This is a genomic window from Pseudomonas schmalbachii (genome assembly GCF_017589465.1).
Taxonomy (GTDB): Bacteria; Pseudomonadota; Gammaproteobacteria; order Pseudomonadales; family Pseudomonadaceae; genus Pseudomonas; species Pseudomonas schmalbachii.
This window is the reverse complement of sequence record NZ_JAELYA010000003.1, coordinates 50,144-69,531: the sequence shown is the minus strand read 5'-3', so window position 1 is coordinate 69,531 and position 19,388 is coordinate 50,144. Positions and strand designations below refer to the sequence as shown.

Below are 19,388 nucleotides of genomic sequence, written 5' to 3'. Positions count from 1 at the left end.
CCGGAAACCCCGGCGGCCTTCCGGTAGTCGCGAGACGCTCGCAAGGGGCGGGCGATCATGGAGGGATACACCAGTGAACACCGTATTCAAGGGATCCTTTGCCGTACTTGCGCTGTGCATTGCCGTCGGCGGCCTGGCCATCCACTGGCAGAGCCGCGCTGCCGACGCCGGGAAGCCGGCGCCGGCAGCCGAACCCGCCGCCACTCCCGGAGAACAGAAACTGGTGCGCGACGGCGTATCCGTGGTGTTCGACGCCAAGCCGCTGAATGGCGGCCCGCTCACCGAAGGCGCGTTCGCCGACGTGCAGTTCCGCATCACCGACAGCAACTCCGGCCAGCCGTTGTCGGGCATCACCCCCGGCGCCTGGCTCGACCAGGCGAAGTCCGGCCTGTCGAAGGAAGACAGCGACAAGGAATGCCGCAGCCGGACCGCCCTCTACCTGAAGAACAGCATCGGCCTGCGCCCGGTGCTGGACCTGAACAGCTACTACCTGCTGGTGCTGAACAAGGACGCCAGCCTGACGGTGATCGACCCCACCGTGCTGGTCGGCGGCACCTCCAGCACCATGACCAGCATCCGCCTGAAGGGCGTGCCGATGGACTGGGCCGGCACCTCCGACAGCAAGCGGGTGTTCGTCAGCATGCCGGACATCAACCAGATCGCCGTCGTCGACACCGAGAAATTCCAGGTGGTGACCACCCTCGACGCCGGCCGCAACCCGGTACGCATGGTCCTGCAGCCGGACCAGCGCTACCTGTGGGTCGGCAACAACGCCAGCGAGGAGGGCAAGAGCGGGGTGACGGTGATCGACACCGAGAACCTCAAGGTCGTCGGCTTCCTGCAGAGCGGCGCCGGCCACCACGAGATCGCCTTCAGCGGCGACTCGCGCCGGGCCTTCGTCAGCAACCGCGACAGCGGCACCCTGAGCGTCTACGAGGTCGCCACCCGCAAGCTGCTGAAAACCGTGAAGACCGGCACGCACCCGCTTTCGGTGGCCTATTCCCCGCTGTCGGATGCGGTGTACGTGGCCGATGGCAATGACGGCAGCGTCAGCGTGATCGACGCCAAAAGCCTGGAACTGCGCAAGACCATCACGTCCAAAGCCGGACTGGGGCCGATGCGTTTCAGCCGCGATGGCCGCTTCGGCATCGTGCTGAACACCCTGGAAAACCGCGCCGAAGTGATCGACGCCGGCAGCGACGAGTTCATCCATAGCCTGGAGGTCGCCGCCGAGCCGTACCAGTTGGTGTTCACCCGTGGCTACGCGTTCATCCGCGGGCTGGCCTCGCCGAAGGTGAGCATGATCAACCTGTCGTCCCTCGGCAAAGGCAAGAAGCCGATCCAGCAGTCCTTCGAAGCCGGTTCGGCGGCACCGCGCGCGGCCGGCAACCTGCCGCTGGCGGACGGCCTGTCGGTGGGCCGCGACGACGAGTCGGTGTTCGTGGTCAACCCGGTGGACAACACCACCTACTACTACGCCGAAGGCATGAACGCGCCGATGTCCGGCTACCCCAACCGTGGCAACGCCCCGCGCGGCGCGCGGCTGATCGACCACAGCCTGAAGGAGATCCAGCCCGGCGTGTACAGCGCGCGGGTCAAGCTGCCGGCCGCCGGCCGCTTCGACGTGGCGTTCATCCTCAACCAGCCGCAGATCGTCCACTGCTTCGCCACCGACGTGAAGGTCGACCCCAGCCTCGAACAGCGCCTGGGCGCGGCGCGGATCAAGTTCATGCTCGACCGGCCGGTGGTGAAGGTGGGGACCGAGGTGCCGGTGCGCTTCCGGATTGTCCAGGGGCGGGGGGATATCCCCAAAACCGGGGTAACCGACCTACGCCTGCGCTACTTCATGGCGCCCTCGTCGCGCCCGCGGGAAGTGCCGGCGAAAGAGGTGGGCGACGGCGTCTACGAGGCTTCGCTGACGTTCGCCGAGACAGGGGCCTACTACTTGCATGTACGTTCGCAGTCACTCGGACTGGGGCCGAAGGAACAGACCTTCGCCAGCCTGCGTGTGGTGCCGGAGCAGTCGGTGGCAACCGGGCTGGTCCGTTGAGCGAACTCTTCAGAGACGAAGAATGCGAGTCAAGGAGAAGGCCATGAAGAAGTTTCCCGAGGGCATTGCAGTGTCCTTGCTGGGCTTGCTGGCGTTGAGTGGGAACGGATATGCCCACTCGGTCGGCGAGCATGCCGGGCACAAGGCGGCAGTGGCTGAAATGACAGGGATGAAGCATCAGGAAGCCAGCGAAGTGAAGTTCGCCGACGTGCCGCTGCTCGACCAGAAGGGCAGGGAGGTCCACCTCAAGCCGGACCTGGTCAGCGACCGGATCGTGGTCATGGGCTTCGTCTACACCAGCTGCAACACCGTCTGCCCGCTGGTGTCGTCGATCATGAGCAAGGTGCAGAAGGATCTCGGCAGCAGCGTCGGCAGCGACGTCAGCCTGGTGTCGATCAGCGTCGATCCGCAGCGCGACACACCGGCGCGCCTGCTCTCCTACTCGCAGCGCTACCAGCCGGGGCCGGGCTGGAGCTGGGTCACCGGCAGCCAGCCGGCCATCGAGGAAACCCTCCGGGGGCTCGGCACCTGGACGGCCGACTTCGAGAACCACCCGCCGCTGATCATGGTCGGCGACGGCAACAGCCAGCACTGGACGCGCTTCTACGGCTTCACCGATCCGTCGATGCTGGTCGCCAAGGTCAAGGAGCTGGAAGCCCTGCGCGGCCTCAAGGCGGCCGGCGTGACTGCCGTCAGCGGGGAGGGTCAATGATGAACTCGCCCCTGCAAACCCTGGCCATGGGTCTTTTCCTGCTCGCCGGTAGCGCCATCGCCCACGAAGGTCACAAGGAACACGACGGCAACGGCGACGCAGCGGACGGCAAACCCGCCAACCTGAGCGTTCCGCCCGGCCAGCCCGGCGCGGCGACCCGCGATTCGCAGACCTATTTCACCGACACCGTGCTGCTCGACCAGAACGGCAGGCAGCAGCGCTTCTACAGCGACGTGCTGAAGGACCGCGTGGTGCTGCTCAACGTGGTGTTCACCTCCTGCGGCGACGCCTGCCCGCTGATCACCCGCAAGCTCAAGGAAGTGCGTACCGCGCTGGGTGACTCGGCCAAGCAGATCCATTTCATCTCCCTGAGCATCGATCCGATTGCCGACACGCCGGAGAAACTCAAGGAGTTCGCCGCGAAGAACGGCGCGGACGACCCGAACTGGATCTTCCTCACCGGCGACAAGGCATCGGTGGACCTGGTGCTGGCGCGTCTCGGACAACTGGCACCCAGCCCGGAACAGCACTCGACGCTGATCATCGTCGGTGATGTGGCCAACAAGCGCTGGAGCAAGGTGCGTCCCGACTCGCCGCCGGCCGCCATCGCCCAACGCCTGCAGCTACTGTCCCTGCCCGTAGCCGGACGCTGACCATGCTGCGCCGCGTAGCGCTGCTGTTGGGCGCCTGGCTGGCCTGTGCCGGCCCTCTGGCGGCCATCGAGCTGAGTCCCGCGGAAGTCGCCGGCCAGCGGCTGTTCCAGGAAGGGCTGTCGGCCAGCGGGGACGACATCACCGCGCGGGTCGGTCCGGCCGGCATGCTCTTGTCGGCCAGCGCGGTGCCGTGCGCCGGTTGCCACGGCAACGACGGTCGCGGCCGCCCGGAAGGCGGTACGCAGCCGCCGGACATCACCTGGCAACGCCTGACCACGCCCTACGGCCAGACCCTGGCCAACGGGCGCTCCTATCCGGCCTATGACGCGGCCTCCTTCGGCCGCGCGGTGGACGAGGGCGTCGATCCGGGCGGCAACCCGCTCGATCCGGCGATGCCGCGCTTCGTGCTGTCCCAGGTCGACCGCAACAACCTGATCGCCTATCTCAAGCGCCTGGAGGAACTGCGCGACCCCGGCGTGGAGGCGAGCACCCTGCGCATCGGCACGCTGCTGCCTTCCGACGGGCCGCTGGCGGCGATGGCGCGGACGGTGAAGGGCGTGCTCGACGGCGGCATCGAGGCCATCAACGAGGCCGGCGGCATCCACGGCCGGCGCCTGCAGTTGCTGGTGGTCGATCCCGGCGCCGACCGCGAGAGCGCCGAGCAGGCCCTGCGCGGGTTGCTCGACGACGACCGGGTGTTCGCCCTGATCGCGCCGCTGGCGCCGGCGCTGGGCGACGGGCTCGCTCCCGTGCTGGAAGAGCGCAAGGTGCCGCTGCTTGGCGGGCTGTCGATGTTCGGCGGCCTCGCCGACAGCCCGATGATCTTCGAACCGCTGCCCGGCGTGCGCGAACAGCTGCTGGTGCTGGGCAACTTCGCCTCGGCCGACCTGATGCGCTACGGCGGCGATGCGCTGGTCGCCTATCCGCTGGGAAATCCGCAGGAAAGCCTGGCGAAGAACCTCGCCGGACGCCTGCGCGGCCAGGGCTGGAGCAATGTGCGGCTGCAGGGCTACCAGCCCGGCGAGCCGACCGACGAACTGGCGCAGGCAGCATCCGAGTCGGTGTTCTTCCTCGGCAACGGCACGGATTTCAGCGCGTTGGCCGAAAGCTTCCGCGCGGCTGGGCAGACGCCGTATCTGTTCGCCGCCTCCACCCAGGTCGCCAGCGCCCTCGGCCGGCTGCCGGAGCGCTTCAACGGGCACCTGTACCTGGCCTATCCGTTCCTGCCCGACGACTGGACCGCCGACGGCGCCGCCGCGCTGCAGACGATCCGCCAGCGCAGCGGCCTGGACAGCCGCTACGCTGTCATGCAGGTGGCCAGCTATTGCTCGCTGCTGCTGCTGAGCGAGGGGCTGAAGCGCGCGGGACGCGAGCTCAGCCGGGAAAAACTGGTGCGCGCCCTGGAGGGCCTGCAGGGCATCGATACCGGACTGACTCCGCAACTGGGCTTCGGCCCGGGGCAGCGGGTCGGCCTGGAAGGCGCGCATGTGGTGGAAGTCGACCTGGCGGAGCAGCGTTTCCGTCCGGTCGGGCCGTTGATGAAGCTGGACACTCCCTACTAGGGAGTTGGAGGCGGGGATGAAACAGGGACGTCTATTCACCGGGATTCTGTTGTCCTGCGTTGCGCTGTACGCCAATGGCGACGGCCCCGCCGTGGCGCGGGTGAATGGCGTGGAGATCGATTCGTTCCGCTTCGAGCGCTATTTCTCCGACTTCCTTACCTCCCAGGGGCGCAGCATCGGCGCCATCCGCAACCCCAAACTGTACAAGCGCCTGCGCCGGGAAGCGCTGGACGACCTGATCGACAAGGAGCTGCTCTGGCAGGCCGCCCAGCGCCAGGGCGTGGAGGTCAATGAGGACGCCGTGCAGGAACAGCTCGCCAGCCTGCGCGGGAAGTTCAAGACGCCCGAGGACTTCTCCCGACGCCTCGCCGAGGACGGATTCGACGAAGCGAGCTATACGGAATATCTGCGCCACGAATATGCCGCGCAGCGGATGTTCGTCGAGCTCAGCAAGCCGAGGGAGCCCGGCGACGCGGAAGTGCGCCAGCTCTACGAGGAGAATCGCGCGCAGCTGCAGCGTCCTGAACAGCTGCGGGCGCGGCACATCCTGCTGAAGATCGAACCCGGCCAGGACGAGGCCGCGGTGGAGAAACGCATCGCCGGGCTGCGCGAGAAGATTCGCGGCGGCGCCGATTTCGCCGAGCAGGCGCGGGAGCATTCGCAGGACTCCAGCGCTTCGGCGGGAGGCGAACTGGGCTGGTTCGCCCGCGGCGACATGCAGAAGCCGTTCGAGGAGGCTGCCTTCGCGCTGCAGCCGGGCGAACTGAGCGCGCCGGTGCGGACCGTGTACGGCTGGCACCTGATCGAACTGGAGGAGCGCAAGCCGGCCGAGCCTATCGCCGAGAGCGAGGGCCTGGAGCTGGCGCGCCGCTACCTGGTCGCACAGGCGCAGCGACAGGCCGGGACGGACGCGCTGAAGCGGCTGCGCGAGGAAGGCAAGGTCGAGCTGGCGCGGGGGCAATGACGGATTGGGTGAAATTCCCCGATTGCGGGGAATTCGGATTGGGGAATGACCGGTGGGTTTCCCTCGAAAGTGGGGAAAACCGGTCCTGGGGCTCGCGGATTTCTGGCTGAAACCGGCGGGATAGAGCAACGGGAGGCTGATCGGCCAATTGGTATGGGGAGTGCATGAGTCCGTGTGAGGCTGGTGCTCCCAGGCCGGGAAGCTGGATCTACCCAGAAAAGGAGTCCACCTTGAGGAACAAGATTCTGGTTATCGAGGATGAACAGATCCTTGCCCGGAACCTCGGGGCCTACCTCGAGGCGAAAGGCATGGAGGTTCAGATCGCCTTTGATGGCGGGAATGCCATACGCGCAGCCAGGGATTTCGCGGCGGCGGTGGTAGTGCTCGATTACCGTTTGCCCGACATGGAAGGGTTCGAAGTACTCGACGCCATCCGCAAGGAGAGGGAATGCCACTTCGTGCTGATGACCGGTCATCCGACCAACGAGGTTTGTGAACGTGCGGTGCAGCTGGGTATCGGCCACATCCTGTTCAAGCCGTTCCCCCTGGGAGAACTGGCTGGGGTCGTGGAGAAGCTGCTGGACAAACGGAACGACACACCGGATGCGGTAGAGGGAGAAGTACAGGCCGAGGGCTTCGTAGAGCGTCGCAAGCGAACAGCGGACAGTTTCCCCTTGCGCCTCTACGACGGCAGTTGGGTGCTCACGGATCGCCGGCGTTCGGAACCGGATGACGAGAGCGATGACGGGGATCGGCGGCCTGATGGGGAAAAGGGTCACAACTATAATAACTGAGGTATCCGGCGTGCTGGGCCAGGTTGTGGCACCGGATATCACCCCAGGGATAGCGGAGGGCTTCCATGGACAGAATTTCCCTAGCGGTAGGGCGGCTTGCGGTCGCCGCGGCGCCGAAGGAACCGGTGCCACGACTCCCCGCCACACTCCTGCGTAGCGCGCGCGAGCGCGCCGAAAGTCAGGGCGAACGTACGCTGGAAGCGCTGGAAGCGCTTTCCGGCATGGAGCCCCCGGCCTTCGTTTCCAGCCTTGGCGCCACCCTTCACTATCCGGTACTCGACAGCGAAACCCTGTTCGCCTGCGCCCCGGTGTTCGACCGAGTCACCCTGGCCCAGGCGCTCAAGCGCGAATTCGTCATGCTGCGGCTCGGCCAGGAACTGGTCGGGGTGTTCGCCGATCCCTTCGACGGCGCGCGTATCGCCTGGATCGACCAGTACCTGCGCGGCGCGCCGCTGTACCTGACCCATGCCGCCGACCTCAAGGCCTATCTGGCGCGGCACGAGGAAAGCTTCCACGCGGTGGACGCGCTGAATGCCGACGCGGCCGGCGCGGTAGAGATCGACCATTTCGAAACCCTGTCGCTGACCAGCATCAGCGAAGACTCCAGCGTGGTGGTCAAGCTGGTCAACTCGACGCTCTACGACGCGTTGAAGATGCACGCCAGCGACATCCACCTGGGCACCACCGGCAGCGGCCTGGTGATCAAGTACCGCATCGACGGCGTGCTCAACAGCATCAGCAAGGTCCAGGGCAGCGACCTCGCCGAGCAGGTGATCTCGCGGGTCAAGGTCATGGCCGAACTGGACATCAGCGAGAAGCGCGTGCCGCAGGACGGCCGCTTCAAGATCGGCATCAACGGCCGGCAGATCGATTTCCGCGTATCGATCATGCCGAGCATCTTCGGCGAGGACGCGGTACTGCGCGTGCTGGACAAGCAGGACCTGGCCGACCGTGTGCACGGCGTGCGCCTGGAAGCGCTCGGCTTCGAGGAAAAGGCCCTGCGCAACCTGCGCAGGCTGGCCGCCGAACCCTACGGCATGGTGCTGGTGACCGGTCCGACCGGCAGCGGCAAGACCACCACGCTCTACGCCATGATCACCGAGATCAACCACGGCGTGGACAAGATCATCACCATCGAAGACCCGGTGGAATACCAGCTCCCCGGCGTGCTGCAGATCCCGGTCAACGAGAAGAAGGGCCTGACCTTCGCCCGCGGCCTGCGCTCGATCCTGCGCCACGACCCGGACAAGATCATGGTCGGCGAGATCCGCGACCCGGAAACCGCGCAGATCGCCGTGCAGTCGGCGCTCACCGGCCACCTGGTGTTCACCACCATCCACGCCAACAACGTGTTCGACGTGATCGGCCGCTTCACCCAGATGGAGGTCGACCCGTACAGCTTCGTTTCCGCGCTCAACGCCGTGCTCGCCCAGCGCCTGATTCGCCTGGTCTGCACGACCTGCGCCACCCCTGTGAAGCCAACCGAGGAAGAACTGCGTGCCTCCGGACTGGACCCGGACGCGGTTGGCGACTATCACTTCGTACACGGCGCCGGTTGCGGGCGCTGCCGGGGGAGTGGATATCGCGGCCGGACGGCGATCGCCGAACTGCTGCAGCTTGATGACGAAATCCGCCAGATGATCATCGAACGCCAGCCCATATCGCGGATCAAGGAAGTTGCCTGCCGCCGCGGTCTGAAGCTGCTGCGCAGCTCCGCCCTGGAGCTGGTGCGCGATGGACGTACCACCTTGGAGGAAATCAACCGTGTCACTTTTGTCTCATGACCGATTTGTGGCAGTTCTTGGGGGTTCCGCGGTTGGTTTGTCTCGTCAGGGTGGTAACGGCAAGGGCCGTGACTGGCTAGGCAGCGTCAGTTTCATCGGCGAACGCTTCCCGTCCTGGCCGCTGGCCATCGACACCCTCGAACGCATGTTGCGCGAGCACGTACGCGGACGCGCCGAACTCTGCGTGCTGCTGTCCAGCCACTACTGCCGCTTCTGCCTGGTGCCCTGGAGCGAGCAGATCGTCGCGCCGTCCGAGCTGCAGGAGTACGCGCGCTTCTGCTTCGAGGAAGTCTACGGGCAGTCCGAAGAATCCTGGTCGCTGTGCATCTCGCCGGAAGCGGCGGGGCAGCCGCGCCTCGCCGCCGGCCTGCCGGAAGAGCTGCTGGGCGCCCTGCGGGCCCTGGCGACGAACCTCGGGGTGCGCCTGGGCAGCGTGCAGCCGTACCTGATGACGGCGTTCAACCGCTTCGCCAGGTCGATGCCGCAGAAGGATTACCTGTTCGTGGTCGCCGAGCCGGCGCGCAGTACGCTGCTGCTGTCCACCGACAACCGCTGGGGCGCCGTGCGTTCGCTGGGGGTCGCCGATTCCGACGAGGCGCTGGGCGAGCTGATCGCCCGCGAATGCGAGCTGCGCGCCGACGAGGAGGGCGCCGTGGCGCTGCCGGTGTATCTGCATGCGCCGGGACGAGTCGACGACACGCCGCAACTGGCCGACGTGGAGGTGCTATCGCTGGAGCTCCCGCACCCGGGTGTGCGGGATGTGCTGTACAGCATGGCCATGGCGGTGAACTGACATGCGCCAGATCGATCTGGATTTCCAACCGCGCCGGCAGGGCGGCCCGCTTGCCTGGGGGCTGCTGGCTGGCGCGCTGCTGCTGGGGGCGGCGGTGCTGGGGACGCACCACTGGATCGAGAAGCAGACCGCCGAGCGCCTCGCCCAGTTGCAGCAGGCCCAGGGCCAACTGGGAGTGAGCGATACGCGGCAATCGTCGTTGTCGCCGGCGGAACAACGCGAGCAGCAGGTCAACCTGGCGGAGATGCGGCGTATCTCGGCGCAGCTGCGGCGCCCCTGGGAACGCCTGTTCAACACCCTTGAAACCCTGCCGCGCAAGGATATCGCGCTGCTTTCGCTGACCCCGGATGCGCGCAAGGGGCAACTGCGGGTCACCGCCGAGGCGCGCAACCTGGAATCCATGCTGGCCTTCCACCGCGCCCTGGAGGAAAGCGGCGTGCTGGTCGACGTATCGCTGCAGAACCACGAAGTGATGGCGAAAGTGCCGGAGCGTCCGGTGCTCTTCAACCTGCTGGCCACCTGGGAGGTGGGCGATGCGAATCCCTAGGCTGATCGTTCACGAGCAGTTGCAGCGCCTGGGGTGGCCGGGAATGGCCGCCATCGGCGTGGCGGTGCTGGCGCTGGGTTATGCCGCGCTGGCGCTGGTCCCCGCCTGGCAGGAGCTGAGAAGCGCCGAGCAGCGCAGCCGCGAGGCCGGCGAATACCTGCAGCAGGTGGAAAGCGGCAGCGTCGCGCCGCCGGAAGTGCCGGGCAAGCAGCTCGACGACTTCCGCCGCAAGCTGCCGGCGCAACTGGACGCCACCACGGCGATCGACCGCATCTACGAACTGGCCGCGCAGGAACGCATCACCCTGGCGCGCGGCGAATATTCCCTCGGCACCGATCCGAAGACCCGTCTGGCGCGCTACCAGATCCTCCTGCCGGTGCGCGGCAGCTACCCGCAACTGCGGCGCTTCATGCACGCGCTGGTCAACGAGCTGCCGGCGGTGGTGCTCGAAGACGTGGACCTGCAACGCAAGCGGATTGCCGACACAGAGCTGACCGGGCGCATCCGCATGACCCTTTATCTGTCGAGGTCATGATGAACGCCCGTCGCCGTACCTTCTGGCTGGTCTTTCTCGGCGGGGCCGCCGCGCTCGCGCTGATCCCGGAATACTTCTTCCCCGACGAGGACGCCGCACCGACGGTGCAGGTGGCCGGTCGTACAGCGTCCGAAACAGCCCGCCCGGCTGCCGCCGGGCAGCCCGTCACTTCGGCCAATGCACCGGCTGCAGCGGCCCGGCAAAGTGCCACCAACCCGATGAAGGCCGACCTGTTCCCATCGCAGAACTGGCGGGTGGCGCCGCCACGGCCGAGTGCCGCGGAGATGGCCGCCGCCAAGGCACCGCCGCCGGTGGCGCCGCCTCCCATGGCGCCGCCGCTGCCGTTCCAGTTCATCGGCCGGCTCAGCGATGGCCAGCGTACCCGGGTGTTTCTGCAGAGTGGCGAGCGGGTCTACACGGTTCACCCCGGGGATGTCATCGACAACACCTACCGGGTCGATCGGATCACTTCGACGGAGCTGAAGTTCACTTATCTGCCGTTGCACCAATCCCAGTCACTGGCCGTAGGGAGTGCGCCATGATGCCGGTTACCCGATTTCGTCTAGCGAATTCCGCAGTGCTGGCGATGACTATCAGCGCGATGCTGTTGGCCGGCTGCGCGGTCAACAAGGAACGAGAGGCCGGGCTCGCGCTGATCGAGGCGAGGCAGTACGAGCAGGGCCTGACGGAACTGTCCAGGGCGGTCGAGGCCGATCCGCGCAACGCCGAGCTGCGGGTGGCGCTGACCACCTCCCGCGCACGTGCTGTCGAGGAGTTGCTGGGATCGGCGGACCTCGATTTCAGCCAGCGTGATTTCGCCTCGTCGGCGGTCGCTTACGAGCGGGTGCTGGGCATCGAACCGAACAACCGCCGTGCGCAGAACGCCCTGAACAAGCTGAAGCAGATGCGCAACATGAGCGACATGCTGCGCAACGGCGAAACCGACCTGCGCCGCGGCGACCTCACCGGCGCCCAGCGCGAGGTGAACGCCATTCTCGCGCTCGACCCCGGCCACCAGGGCGCCCTCGGCCTGCAGCAGAACATCGAGACGATCCGCCAGCGCACCAACACGCCGTATCCGCAACTGCGCTCGCGGATGGAAAGGCCGATCAACCTGGAATTCCGCGACGCCAACCTGAAGGTGATCTTCGAGGTGCTGTCGCAGGCGTCTGGCCTCAATTTCATCTTCGACAAGGACCTGCGCCCCGATCTCAAGGCGACCATCTTCGTGCGTCAGGTCCGCATCGAGGACGCCGTCGAACTGCTGCTGCAGCAGAACCAGCTGCGGCGCAAGGTGGTGAACGACAACACCGTGCTGATCTATCCCGACTCGCCGCAGAAGCAGAAGGATTATCAGGACCTGGCGATGCGCACGTTCTACCTGACCAACATGGATGCGAACACCGCGCTGAACCTGATCAAGACCATGCTCAAGACCCGCGACGTGTTCGTCGACGAGCGCCTGAATACCCTGACCATGCGCGATACCCCGGATGCCATCCGGCTGGCGGAGAAGCTGTTCTATTCGCAGGACCAGTCCAACCCGGAAGTGGTGATGGAAGTCGAGGTGATGGAGGTGAACAGCCAGCGCATCCGCGATCTCGGGCTGCAATGGCCGAACACCTTCACCGTGCTCAACGATGCCGGCGGCACGCCGACCACGCTGTCGCAGTTGAAGGGGCTGGACGACAGCAGCCGCATCGGCATCAACAGCAGCATCCAGGCGAAGATCCAGGACCAGGACACCGACGTGAATACCCTGGCCAGCCCGGTGATCCGCGTCAGCAACCGCGAGCAGGCGCGCATCCACATCGGCCAGCGGGTGCCGATCATCAGCGCCACCTCGGTGCCGTCGACCCAGGGGCCGGTGATCACCGAGAGCATCACCTACCTTGACGTCGGTCTGAAGCTGGAAGTGCAGCCGGTGGTGCACCTGAACAACGAAGTGGCGATCAAGGTCGCCCTCGAAGTGAGTAACGCCACGCCACTGGCGCCGACCCCGCAGGGCACCATCCCGGTCCAGGTGGATACCCGCAACGCGGTGACCACCCTGCGCCTGCACGACGGCGAAACCCAGATCCTCGCCGGCCTGATGCGCAACGACAAGCAGTACGCCGCCAACAAGATCCCCGGTCTCGGCGACATTCCCGGCCTGGGCCGGCTGTTCGGCAGCAACAAGGACACCTACACCAAGGCCGAACTGGTGCTGTCGATCACCCCGCGGATCATCCGCAACCTGCCGTACCAGAGCCCGTCGGACATGGAGTTCGACACCGGCACGGAAAGCGCCATGCAGGTTCGGCCGGTGGACATGTCGCTGGGGCAGCTCGACCAGTTGCCGCCAGCCACGCCGCCGGGGCAGGGCGAGCCCGCAACGGGGCAGCCGGCGATAGCGCAACCGGCACAGCCGATGCCCGCGCCGCTGTCCTCCGGGCAACCGGTGGCGGCCCAGCCGTCGGCCATCCAGCCGGTGCCGGTCGCCGCGGCGCCACAGGGTTCGGTGGTCGATTCGACCACCACCGTGATGATGAGGCAGTGAGTCATGCGCGCCCGGGGCTTCACGCTGATCGAAGTGGTGATCACGCTGGCCATCCTCGGGCTGCTCGCAAGCATCGCCGCACCGCTCACGGAAACCGTGATCCGGCGCGGCAAGGAACAGGAACTCAGGGACGCGCTGTACCAGATCCGCGATGCGCTGGACGCCTACAAGCGCGAGGCCGACGCGGGGCATATCGAGAAGTCGGTGGGCAGCAGCGGTTATCCGCCGAAGCTGCAGGTGCTGGTCGACGGCGTACGCGACCAGCGCAGTGCGAAGGGGGCGAAGATCTACTTCCTGCGGCGGCTGCCGCGCGATCCGTTCTCCGATCCCAAACTCAAGCCGGAGGAAAGCTGGGGGCTGCGCGCCTACGACAGTTCGGCGCAAGAGCCGCACGATGGGGAGGATGTCTTCGACGTCTACTCCCTGGCGCGCGGCAAGGGTTTGAACGGTATTCCGTACCGGGAGTGGTGACGTCATGCGAGCGAACAAGGGCTTTACGCTGATCGAGCTGCTGGTGGTCATGGCGATCATCGCCACCCTGATGACCATCGCCGTCCCGCGCTACTTCAACAGCCTGGAAACCTCCAAGGAAACCACCCTGCGCCAGAGTCTGTCGGTGATGCGCGAGGCCCTCGATCACTACTACGGCGACACAGGGAAGTACCCGGAGACGATCGACGAACTGGTGACCCAGCGCTACCTGCGCGCCCTGCCGGTGGACCCGATCACCGAACGCAACGATCTCTGGCTGGTGGTGCCGCCGCCGGACGGCGTGCCGGGCGGCGTGGCGGACGTGCACAGCGGCGCGAGCGGGAGGGCCAAGGATGGCAGCCTGTATGCGGACTGGTAGCCGCGGCCCCGCCAGCCAGGAGGGTTTCACCTATTTCGGCGTGCTGTTCATCGTCGTGGTGATGGGCCTGATGCTTGCCTCGGTCGGGGAGATCTGGGCAACCGCCGCCAAGCGCGAAAAGGAACGCCAGTTGCTGTGGGTCGGCACACAGTATGCAAGTGCATTGCGTAGCTACTACGCCAGTTCCCCGGGGCTGGCGCAGTTTCCCTCCAGTCTGGAGGAGTTGCTGGAGGACAAGCGTTTCCCACAGCCGCAGCATCATCTGCGCCGGCTCTATCCGGACCCGATGACCGGCGACATGGAATGGGGACTGGTACGGACCATCGACGGACGCATATCCGGGGTCTACAGCCAGTCGCGCGAGACGCCGATCAAGAAAGCCGGCTTTCCGCTGCGCTGGGAGGCATTCGAGGGCATGGAGAGTTATTCCGACTGGCAGTTCGTGGCGGAGAAGGACCTGACCGACAGCCGGCAATCCGGCGGCGGCCAGGGACAACCAGGCAGTTCCGGGCGAGGGCAGCCGTTCGTGCCCAGCCCGCTGCAGAGCAGTCCGCTGCCAAGCAGCCCAGCCGGTTCGGCAGGAGAGGAGTGATGTCGATGTCGATCTTCAGGCGCAACGCACCGGCAACCGGCAGGCCGTCCCGCAGTGGCGGACGGCTGGCCCGCGCCTGCGGCCTGGTTCTGCTGCTGGCGGCGGCGACGGCAGCGGCCGACGAGGAAGACGAAATGATGGGCTTCCTGGTCGACGACTCCATCTCGCACATCGGCCACGAGTTCTATCGCTACTTCAGCGACCGCATGCGCGACACCAGTCGCCTGGATTTCAACCTGGTGATCCGCGAACGCCCCGACGCGCGCTGGGGCAGCCTGATCATCGTCGAGTACGAGCAGCGCGTGGTGTACCGGCGCTTTCTGTCGCCGAACACCTCGGAACTCAGGACCGTCGCATCCGACGCGGCGGATTTCGTGAAGCAGCAGATCGTCCGCAGCAAGCTGGAAGCACAGCTGCAGGACAACACCGACCTGGAAAAGGATGAACTATGAACAGGAAAACAATCTGCCTTCCAGCCTGCATATGGCTGGCAAGCAATCTGCTCACGGGCTCGGCGGTGGCTTCCCAGCTGGTCTACACGCCGGTCAACCCATCCTTCGGCGGCAACCCGTTGAACGGCAACTGGCTGCTGAACAACGCCCAGGCCCAGGACGATCACGACGATCCGGATGCGGTGAGCCGGACCACCACCTCCGCGCTCGACCGGTTCACCAACCAGCTGCAGTCGCGGTTGCTGTCGCAGCTGCTGACGGATGTGCAGAACGGCAAGACCGGCTCGCTGATCACCGATGAATTCATCGTCAATATCCTGGAGGACTCGGGAGCGCTGACCATCCAGATAACCGACCGATCGACCGGTGAGATTTCCGAGGTCGTCGTAGACGGCCTGGCCCCCTGAACAAGACCAGCAAGGAAGACAGGCCATGAATGCAGTGATGAAGGCAGTACTGCTCGCAGTTGCTGTGACCGCACTCCATGGATGTGCGTTGCGTGATCCGATGCCAGCCGAGCAGGGCGAGCAGCCCACGCTCACTCCGCGCACCTCGACCTACTACGATCTGCTCGCCATGCCACGGCCGAAGGGGCGGCTGGTGGCGGCGGTCTACGGTTTCCGCGACCAGACCGGACAGTACAAGCCGGCCCCGGCCAGCTCCTTCTCCACCAGCGTCACCCAGGGCGCGGCAAGCATGCTGATGGATGCGCTGCAGACCAGCGGCTGGTTCGTGGTGCTGGAGCGCGAGGGTCTGCAGAACCTGCTGACCGAACGCAAGATCATCCGCGCCTCGCAGAAGAAGCCGAACACCCCGGCGAACATCCAGGCCGAACTGCCGCCGCTGCAGGCCGCCAACCTGATGCTGGAAGGCGGCATCGTCGGCTACGACACCGACATCCGCACCGGCGGCGACGGCGCGCGCTACCTGGGCATCGGCACCACGGTGGAATACCGTGCCGACCAGGTCACGGTGAACCTGCGCGCGGTGGACGTGCGCACCGGGCACGTGCTGGCCAACGTGATGACCAGCAAGACGATCTTCTCCATCGGCCAGAGCGCCAGCGTCTTCAAGTTCATCGAGTTCAAGAAGCTGCTGGAAGTGGAAGTCGGCTACACCAACAACGAGCCCGCGCAGCTCTGCGTGCTGGCGGCGGTCGAATCGGCGGTGGCGCACCTGATCGCCCAGGGCATCGAACGCGGCATGTGGCAGGCAGCGGACGTCAATGCGATGACCAATCCGGCGGTGACCAAGTACCTCACCCAGGCCGCTCCGCCGACCATCATCCATACCAACTGAGCTTTTCCCCTGAAGTATTCGGCCCGGCACTCGCCGGGCTTTTTTATGGTGCGCCCGTAGGTTGGCCTAGCGCGTAGGTTGGCGCTGAGCGCAGCGAAGCCCAACAAGCATGCTGCGATGCCCACCGGATGTTGGGCTGAGTTCTTGTAGGTTGGCGCTGAGCGCAGCGAAGCCCAACAAACATGCTGCGATGCCCATCGGATGTTGGGCTTCGTACCTCAGCCCAACCTACGAAGACCCCATGACTATGATCGAGTATCCGTCATAAGTGTTCGATATTCGAACGAATAGTCGATTATCGGATTGTTCGCTGCCCGGCCCAGGGATAAGGTCTTCCCAACGGCATCGCCGGATGCCCTGGATGACCAAACGAGAAAAACCATGGCCGAGCTCCTCACTCTCCGCGAAGCAGTCGAGCGTTTCGTACACGACGGCGACACCGTCGCCCTCGAAGGCTTCACTCACCTGATTCCCACTGCCGCCTCCCACGAACTGATCCGCCAGGGCAAGAAAGACCTGCACCTGGTTCGCATGACCCCCGACCTGGTCTACGACCTGCTGATCGGCGCCGGCTGCGCACGCAAGCTGACCTTCTCCTGGGGCGGCAATCCGGGTGTCGGCTCGCTGCACCGCCTGCGCGACGCGGTGGAGAAGAAGTGGCCGAACGCGATCGAGATCGACGAGCACAGCCATGCCGACCTGGCCAACTCCTACGTAGCCGGTGCTTCGGGCCTGCCGTTCGCGGTACTGCGTGCCTACGCCGGCTCCGACCTGCCGAAGGTCAACCCGAACATCAGGTTCATCAATTGCCCGTTCACCGGCGAGCAACTGGCCGCGGTTCCCTCGGTTCGTCCGGACGTCACCGTGATCCACGCGCAGAAGGCCGACCGCAAGGGCAACGTGCTGCTCTGGGGCATCCTCGGCGTGCAGAAGGAAGCGGCCCTGGCGGCCAAGCGCTGCATCGTCACCGTGGAAGAGATCGTCGACGACCTGAACGCGCCGATGAACGCCTGCGTGCTGCCGACCTGGGCACTCTCCGCCGTCTGCCACGTTCCCGGCGGCGCGCATCCGTCCTACGCCCATGGTTACTACGAGCGCGACAACCGCTTCTACCAGGCCTGGGACCCGATTGCCCGCGACCGTGAAACCTTCACCGCGTGGATCGACGAGTACATCCGTGGCACCGCCGACTTTGCGGCATTCCAGAAAAAAATCGCGGAGGCCAAGTGATGAGCGCCTACAGCACCAATGAAATGATGACCGTCGCCGCCGCCCGCCGCCTGAAGAACGGCGCCGTCTGCTTCGTCGGCATCGGCCTGCCGTCCAAGGCTGCCAACCTGGCCCGTCTGACCTCGTCCCCGGATGTGGTCCTGATCTACGAATCCGGCCCCATCGGCGCCAAGCCCACCGTGCTGCCGCTGTCCATCGGCGACGGCGAGCTGGCCGAGACCGCGGATACCGTAGTGCCCACCGGCGAGATCTTCCGCTACTGGCTGCAGGGCGGCCGTATCGACGTCGGCTTCCTCGGCGCGGCGCAGGTTGACCGTTTCGGCAACATCAACACCACCGTGATCGGCGACTACAACAACCCGAAAGTCCGTCTGCCGGGCGCCGGCGGCGCGCCGGAAATCGCAGGCAGCGCCAAGGAAGTGCTGATCATCCTCAAGCAGTCGCACCGCACCTTCGTCGACAAACTGGCCTTCATCACCTCCGTCGGCCACGGCGAGGGCGGCGACCATCGCCAGCAGCTCGGCCTGCCCGGCAAGGGCCCGGTGGCGATCATCACCGACCTCTGCATCATGGAGCCGGAAGCCGGCACCAACGAATTCATCGTCACCTCGCTGCACCCGGGCGTGACCCGCGAGCAGGTGGTCGAGAACACCGGCTGGGCGATCCGCTTCGCCGACAGCGTCGCCGAAACCGTCGCGCCGACCGAAGTGGAGCTGACTGCACTGCGCGCCCTGGAAGCCCGCACCGCTGCCGCCCACGGCCAGCAAGGCGGTGAGGAATGAGCCGGGAAGTATTCATCTGCGACGCCGTCCGTACGCCCATCGGCCGCTTCGGCGGCGGGCTGTCGGTGGTCCGTGCCGACGATCTGGCCGCCGTGCCGATCAAGGCGCTGGTCGAGCGCAATCCGCAGGTCAAATGGGACGAGCTGGACGAGGTCTACCTCGGCTGCGCCAACCAGGCCGGCGAGGACAACCGCAACGTCGCGCGCATGGCGCTGCTGCTGGCCGGCCTGCCGGAAAGCATTCCCGGCGTGACCCTGAACCGTCTGTGCGCCTCGGGCATGGATGCGGTGGGCACCGCCTTCCGCGCCATCGCCAGCGGCGAGATCGAACTGGCCATCGCCGGCGGCGTCGAGTCGATGTCCCGCGCGCCTTACGTGATGGGCAAGGCCGACAGCGCCTTCAGCCGCGGTCAGAAGATCGAGGACACCACCATCGGCTGGCGCTTCATCAACCCGCTGATGAAGGCGCAATACGGCGTCGATGCCATGCCGCAGACCGCCGACAACGTCGCCGACGACCACCAGGTTTCCCGTGCCGACCAGGACGCCTTCGCCCTGCGCAGCCAGCAACGCGCCGGCCGCGCCCAGGCGGAAGGCTTCTTCGCCGAGGAAATCGTCCCGGTGGTGATCAAGGGCAAGAAGGGCGAGACGGTGATCGATGCCGACGAGCACCTGCGTCCGGATACCACGCTGGAAGCCCTGGCCAAGCTGAAGCCGGTCAACGGCGAAGGCAAGACCGTCACCGCCGGCAATGCTTCCGGTGTCAACGACGGCTCGGTGGCGCTGATCCTGGCCTCCGCAGAGGCGGTGAAGAAGCACGGCCTCGTTCCCCGGGCGCGAGTGCTGGGCATGGCCAGCGCCGGCGTCGCCCCGCGCGTGATGGGCATCGGTCCGGTGCCGGCGGTGCGCAAGCTGCTGGAGCGCCTGAACCTGTCGGTCGCCGACTTCGACGTCATCGAACTGAACGAGGCGTTCGCCGCCCAGGGCCTTGCGGTCACCCGCGATCTGGGCATCGCCGACGACGACGCGCGGGTCAACCCGAACGGCGGCGCCATCGCCCTCGGCCACCCGCTGGGCGCCAGCGGCGCACGCCTGGTCCTGACTGCCGTGCATCAGATGGAAAAGAGCGGCGGCAGGAAAGGCCTGTGCACCATGTGCGTCGGTGTGGGGCAGGGCGTGGCGCTGGTTGTCGAGCGCGTCTGAGGGCTTTTCCCCTCACCCTAACCCTCTCCCGGAGGGAGAGGAGATGGT

General features: G+C 66.2%; 21 protein-coding genes. All 21 read left to right on the top strand.

All coding sequences use genetic code 11. The features are described 5' to 3' along the window. Nucleotides 1–73 precede the first annotated feature (73 nt). Nucleotides 74–2,050: a cytochrome D1 domain-containing protein gene (locus JFY56_RS09330; protein WP_328824846.1), complete on the top strand. Its 1,977-nt coding sequence runs from the start codon at nucleotides 74–76 to the stop codon at nucleotides 2,048–2,050. A 43-nt stretch (nucleotides 2,051–2,093) separates the two neighbouring features. Beyond that, the gene (locus JFY56_RS09325; protein WP_236032519.1) at nucleotides 2,094–2,762 is read left to right on the top strand and encodes an SCO family protein; all 669 of its coding nucleotides are present in this window, start codon (nucleotides 2,094–2,096) and stop codon (nucleotides 2,760–2,762) included. After that, on the top strand, nucleotides 2,762–3,415 hold the full coding sequence (locus tag JFY56_RS09320) for an SCO family protein (RefSeq protein WP_236032518.1): 654 nt from the start codon (nucleotides 2,762–2,764) through the stop codon (nucleotides 3,413–3,415). The genes JFY56_RS09325 and JFY56_RS09320 overlap by 1 nt, the downstream gene beginning before the upstream one ends. Before the next feature lie 2 nt (nucleotides 3,416–3,417). After that, complete coding sequence (locus JFY56_RS09315; protein ID WP_208313378.1) at nucleotides 3,418–4,977, top strand: cytochrome c/ABC transporter substrate-binding protein; 1,560 nt, start codon at nucleotides 3,418–3,420, stop codon at nucleotides 4,975–4,977. 16 nt (nucleotides 4,978–4,993) lie between these two features. Beyond that, entirely contained in the window at nucleotides 4,994–5,941 is a 948-nt protein-coding gene (locus JFY56_RS09310) for a peptidylprolyl isomerase (protein WP_208313376.1), read from the top strand. Nucleotides 5,942–6,171: 230 nt separating this feature from the next. Next, the gene (locus JFY56_RS09305; RefSeq protein ID WP_208313374.1) at nucleotides 6,172–6,735 is read left to right on the top strand and encodes a response regulator; all 564 of its coding nucleotides are present in this window, start codon (nucleotides 6,172–6,174) and stop codon (nucleotides 6,733–6,735) included. Between the two features lie 65 nt (nucleotides 6,736–6,800). After that, the gene (locus tag JFY56_RS09300) at nucleotides 6,801–8,519 is read left to right on the top strand and encodes a GspE/PulE family protein (protein ID WP_208313372.1); all 1,719 of its coding nucleotides are present in this window, start codon (nucleotides 6,801–6,803) and stop codon (nucleotides 8,517–8,519) included. Further along, nucleotides 8,500–9,312, top strand: a complete 813-nt coding sequence (locus JFY56_RS09295; RefSeq protein WP_208313371.1) for a hypothetical protein — start codon at nucleotides 8,500–8,502, stop codon at nucleotides 9,310–9,312. The genes JFY56_RS09300 and JFY56_RS09295 overlap by 20 nt, the downstream gene beginning before the upstream one ends. Nucleotide 9,313: 1 nt before the next feature. Continuing rightward, nucleotides 9,314–9,859 carry a pilus assembly protein gene (locus JFY56_RS09290; RefSeq protein WP_208313369.1) on the top strand — a complete coding sequence of 182 codons (546 nt, stop codon included), beginning with the start codon at nucleotides 9,314–9,316 and terminating at the stop codon, nucleotides 9,857–9,859. After that, nucleotides 9,846–10,394 (top strand): GspMb/PilO family protein, encoded by a 549-nt coding sequence (locus JFY56_RS09285; protein WP_208313366.1) that lies wholly within the window; start codon nucleotides 9,846–9,848, stop codon nucleotides 10,392–10,394. Before JFY56_RS09290 ends, JFY56_RS09285 begins: the two co-directional genes overlap by 14 nt. Continuing rightward, on the top strand, nucleotides 10,394–10,936 hold the full coding sequence (locus JFY56_RS09280; RefSeq protein ID WP_208313364.1) for a hypothetical protein: 543 nt from the start codon (nucleotides 10,394–10,396) through the stop codon (nucleotides 10,934–10,936). Before JFY56_RS09285 ends, JFY56_RS09280 begins: the two co-directional genes overlap by 1 nt. A 44-nt stretch (nucleotides 10,937–10,980) precedes the next feature. After that, nucleotides 10,981–12,933, top strand: coding sequence for a secretin N-terminal domain-containing protein (locus JFY56_RS09275; protein ID WP_208313363.1), 1,953 nt, complete (start codon nucleotides 10,981–10,983; stop codon nucleotides 12,931–12,933). A 3-nt stretch (nucleotides 12,934–12,936) separates the two neighbouring features. Next, nucleotides 12,937–13,404 carry a type II secretion system protein gene (locus tag JFY56_RS09270; RefSeq protein ID WP_208313361.1) on the top strand — a complete coding sequence of 156 codons (468 nt, stop codon included), beginning with the start codon at nucleotides 12,937–12,939 and terminating at the stop codon, nucleotides 13,402–13,404. A gap of 4 nt (nucleotides 13,405–13,408) precedes the next feature. Beyond that, on the top strand, nucleotides 13,409–13,783 hold the full coding sequence (locus tag JFY56_RS09265) for a type II secretion system protein (protein ID WP_208313358.1): 375 nt from the start codon (nucleotides 13,409–13,411) through the stop codon (nucleotides 13,781–13,783). Then, the gene (locus JFY56_RS09260; protein WP_208313356.1) at nucleotides 13,758–14,375 is read left to right on the top strand and encodes a type II secretion system GspH family protein; all 618 of its coding nucleotides are present in this window, start codon (nucleotides 13,758–13,760) and stop codon (nucleotides 14,373–14,375) included. Before JFY56_RS09265 ends, JFY56_RS09260 begins: the two co-directional genes overlap by 26 nt. 5 nt (nucleotides 14,376–14,380) lie before the next feature. Beyond that, complete coding sequence (gene csgE / locus JFY56_RS09255) at nucleotides 14,381–14,827, top strand: curli production assembly/transport protein CsgE (protein WP_208313741.1); 447 nt, start codon at nucleotides 14,381–14,383, stop codon at nucleotides 14,825–14,827. Then, nucleotides 14,824–15,234, top strand: coding sequence for a curli assembly protein CsgF (locus JFY56_RS09250; protein WP_208313355.1), 411 nt, complete (start codon nucleotides 14,824–14,826; stop codon nucleotides 15,232–15,234). Before csgE ends, JFY56_RS09250 begins: the two co-directional genes overlap by 4 nt. A 25-nt stretch (nucleotides 15,235–15,259) precedes the next feature. Next, nucleotides 15,260–16,126 (top strand): CsgG/HfaB family protein, encoded by an 867-nt coding sequence (locus tag JFY56_RS09245; RefSeq protein ID WP_208313353.1) that lies wholly within the window; start codon nucleotides 15,260–15,262, stop codon nucleotides 16,124–16,126. Nucleotides 16,127–16,507: 381 nt separating this feature from the next. Beyond that, on the top strand, nucleotides 16,508–17,356 hold the full coding sequence (locus tag JFY56_RS09240; RefSeq protein ID WP_208313350.1) for a CoA transferase subunit A: 849 nt from the start codon (nucleotides 16,508–16,510) through the stop codon (nucleotides 17,354–17,356). After that, the gene (locus JFY56_RS09235; RefSeq protein ID WP_208313348.1) at nucleotides 17,356–18,138 is read left to right on the top strand and encodes a CoA-transferase subunit beta; all 783 of its coding nucleotides are present in this window, start codon (nucleotides 17,356–17,358) and stop codon (nucleotides 18,136–18,138) included. Before JFY56_RS09240 ends, JFY56_RS09235 begins: the two co-directional genes overlap by 1 nt. Beyond that, the gene (gene pcaF, locus JFY56_RS09230) at nucleotides 18,135–19,340 is read left to right on the top strand and encodes a 3-oxoadipyl-CoA thiolase (protein WP_208313346.1); all 1,206 of its coding nucleotides are present in this window, start codon (nucleotides 18,135–18,137) and stop codon (nucleotides 19,338–19,340) included. Before JFY56_RS09235 ends, pcaF begins: the two co-directional genes overlap by 4 nt. Nucleotides 19,341–19,388: the final 48 nt, after the last annotated feature.

What these genes read in the sequence shown, in the direction of transcription:
- JFY56_RS09310 (WP_208313376.1), top strand. Translation starts at nt 4,994, where the DNA reads ATGAAACAGGGACGTCTATTCACCGGGATTCTGTTGTCCTGCGTTGCG.
- JFY56_RS09285 (WP_208313366.1), top strand. Translation starts at nt 9,846, where the DNA reads ATGCGAATCCCTAGGCTGATCGTTCACGAGCAGTTGCAGCGCCTGGGG.
- JFY56_RS09235 (WP_208313348.1), top strand. Translation starts at nt 17,356, where the DNA reads ATGAGCGCCTACAGCACCAATGAAATGATGACCGTCGCCGCCGCCCGC.
- JFY56_RS09270 (WP_208313361.1), top strand. Translation starts at nt 12,937, where the DNA reads ATGCGCGCCCGGGGCTTCACGCTGATCGAAGTGGTGATCACGCTGGCC.
- JFY56_RS09300 (WP_208313372.1), top strand. Translation starts at nt 6,801, where the DNA reads ATGGACAGAATTTCCCTAGCGGTAGGGCGGCTTGCGGTCGCCGCGGCG.
- JFY56_RS09265 (WP_208313358.1), top strand. Translation starts at nt 13,409, where the DNA reads ATGCGAGCGAACAAGGGCTTTACGCTGATCGAGCTGCTGGTGGTCATG.
- JFY56_RS09250 (WP_208313355.1), top strand. Translation starts at nt 14,824, where the DNA reads ATGAACAGGAAAACAATCTGCCTTCCAGCCTGCATATGGCTGGCAAGC.
- JFY56_RS09240 (WP_208313350.1), top strand. Translation starts at nt 16,508, where the DNA reads ATGGCCGAGCTCCTCACTCTCCGCGAAGCAGTCGAGCGTTTCGTACAC.
- pcaF (WP_208313346.1), top strand. Translation starts at nt 18,135, where the DNA reads ATGAGCCGGGAAGTATTCATCTGCGACGCCGTCCGTACGCCCATCGGC.
- JFY56_RS09320 (WP_236032518.1), top strand. Translation starts at nt 2,762, where the DNA reads ATGAACTCGCCCCTGCAAACCCTGGCCATGGGTCTTTTCCTGCTCGCC.
- JFY56_RS09280 (WP_208313364.1), top strand. Translation starts at nt 10,394, where the DNA reads ATGAACGCCCGTCGCCGTACCTTCTGGCTGGTCTTTCTCGGCGGGGCC.
- JFY56_RS09325 (WP_236032519.1), top strand. Translation starts at nt 2,094, where the DNA reads ATGAAGAAGTTTCCCGAGGGCATTGCAGTGTCCTTGCTGGGCTTGCTG.
- JFY56_RS09245 (WP_208313353.1), top strand. Translation starts at nt 15,260, where the DNA reads ATGAATGCAGTGATGAAGGCAGTACTGCTCGCAGTTGCTGTGACCGCA.
- csgE (WP_208313741.1), top strand. Translation starts at nt 14,381, where the DNA reads ATGTCGATCTTCAGGCGCAACGCACCGGCAACCGGCAGGCCGTCCCGC.
- JFY56_RS09315 (WP_208313378.1), top strand. Translation starts at nt 3,418, where the DNA reads ATGCTGCGCCGCGTAGCGCTGCTGTTGGGCGCCTGGCTGGCCTGTGCC.
- JFY56_RS09275 (WP_208313363.1), top strand. Translation starts at nt 10,981, where the DNA reads ATGACTATCAGCGCGATGCTGTTGGCCGGCTGCGCGGTCAACAAGGAA.
- JFY56_RS09290 (WP_208313369.1), top strand. Translation starts at nt 9,314, where the DNA reads ATGCGCCAGATCGATCTGGATTTCCAACCGCGCCGGCAGGGCGGCCCG.
- JFY56_RS09260 (WP_208313356.1), top strand. Translation starts at nt 13,758, where the DNA reads ATGGCAGCCTGTATGCGGACTGGTAGCCGCGGCCCCGCCAGCCAGGAG.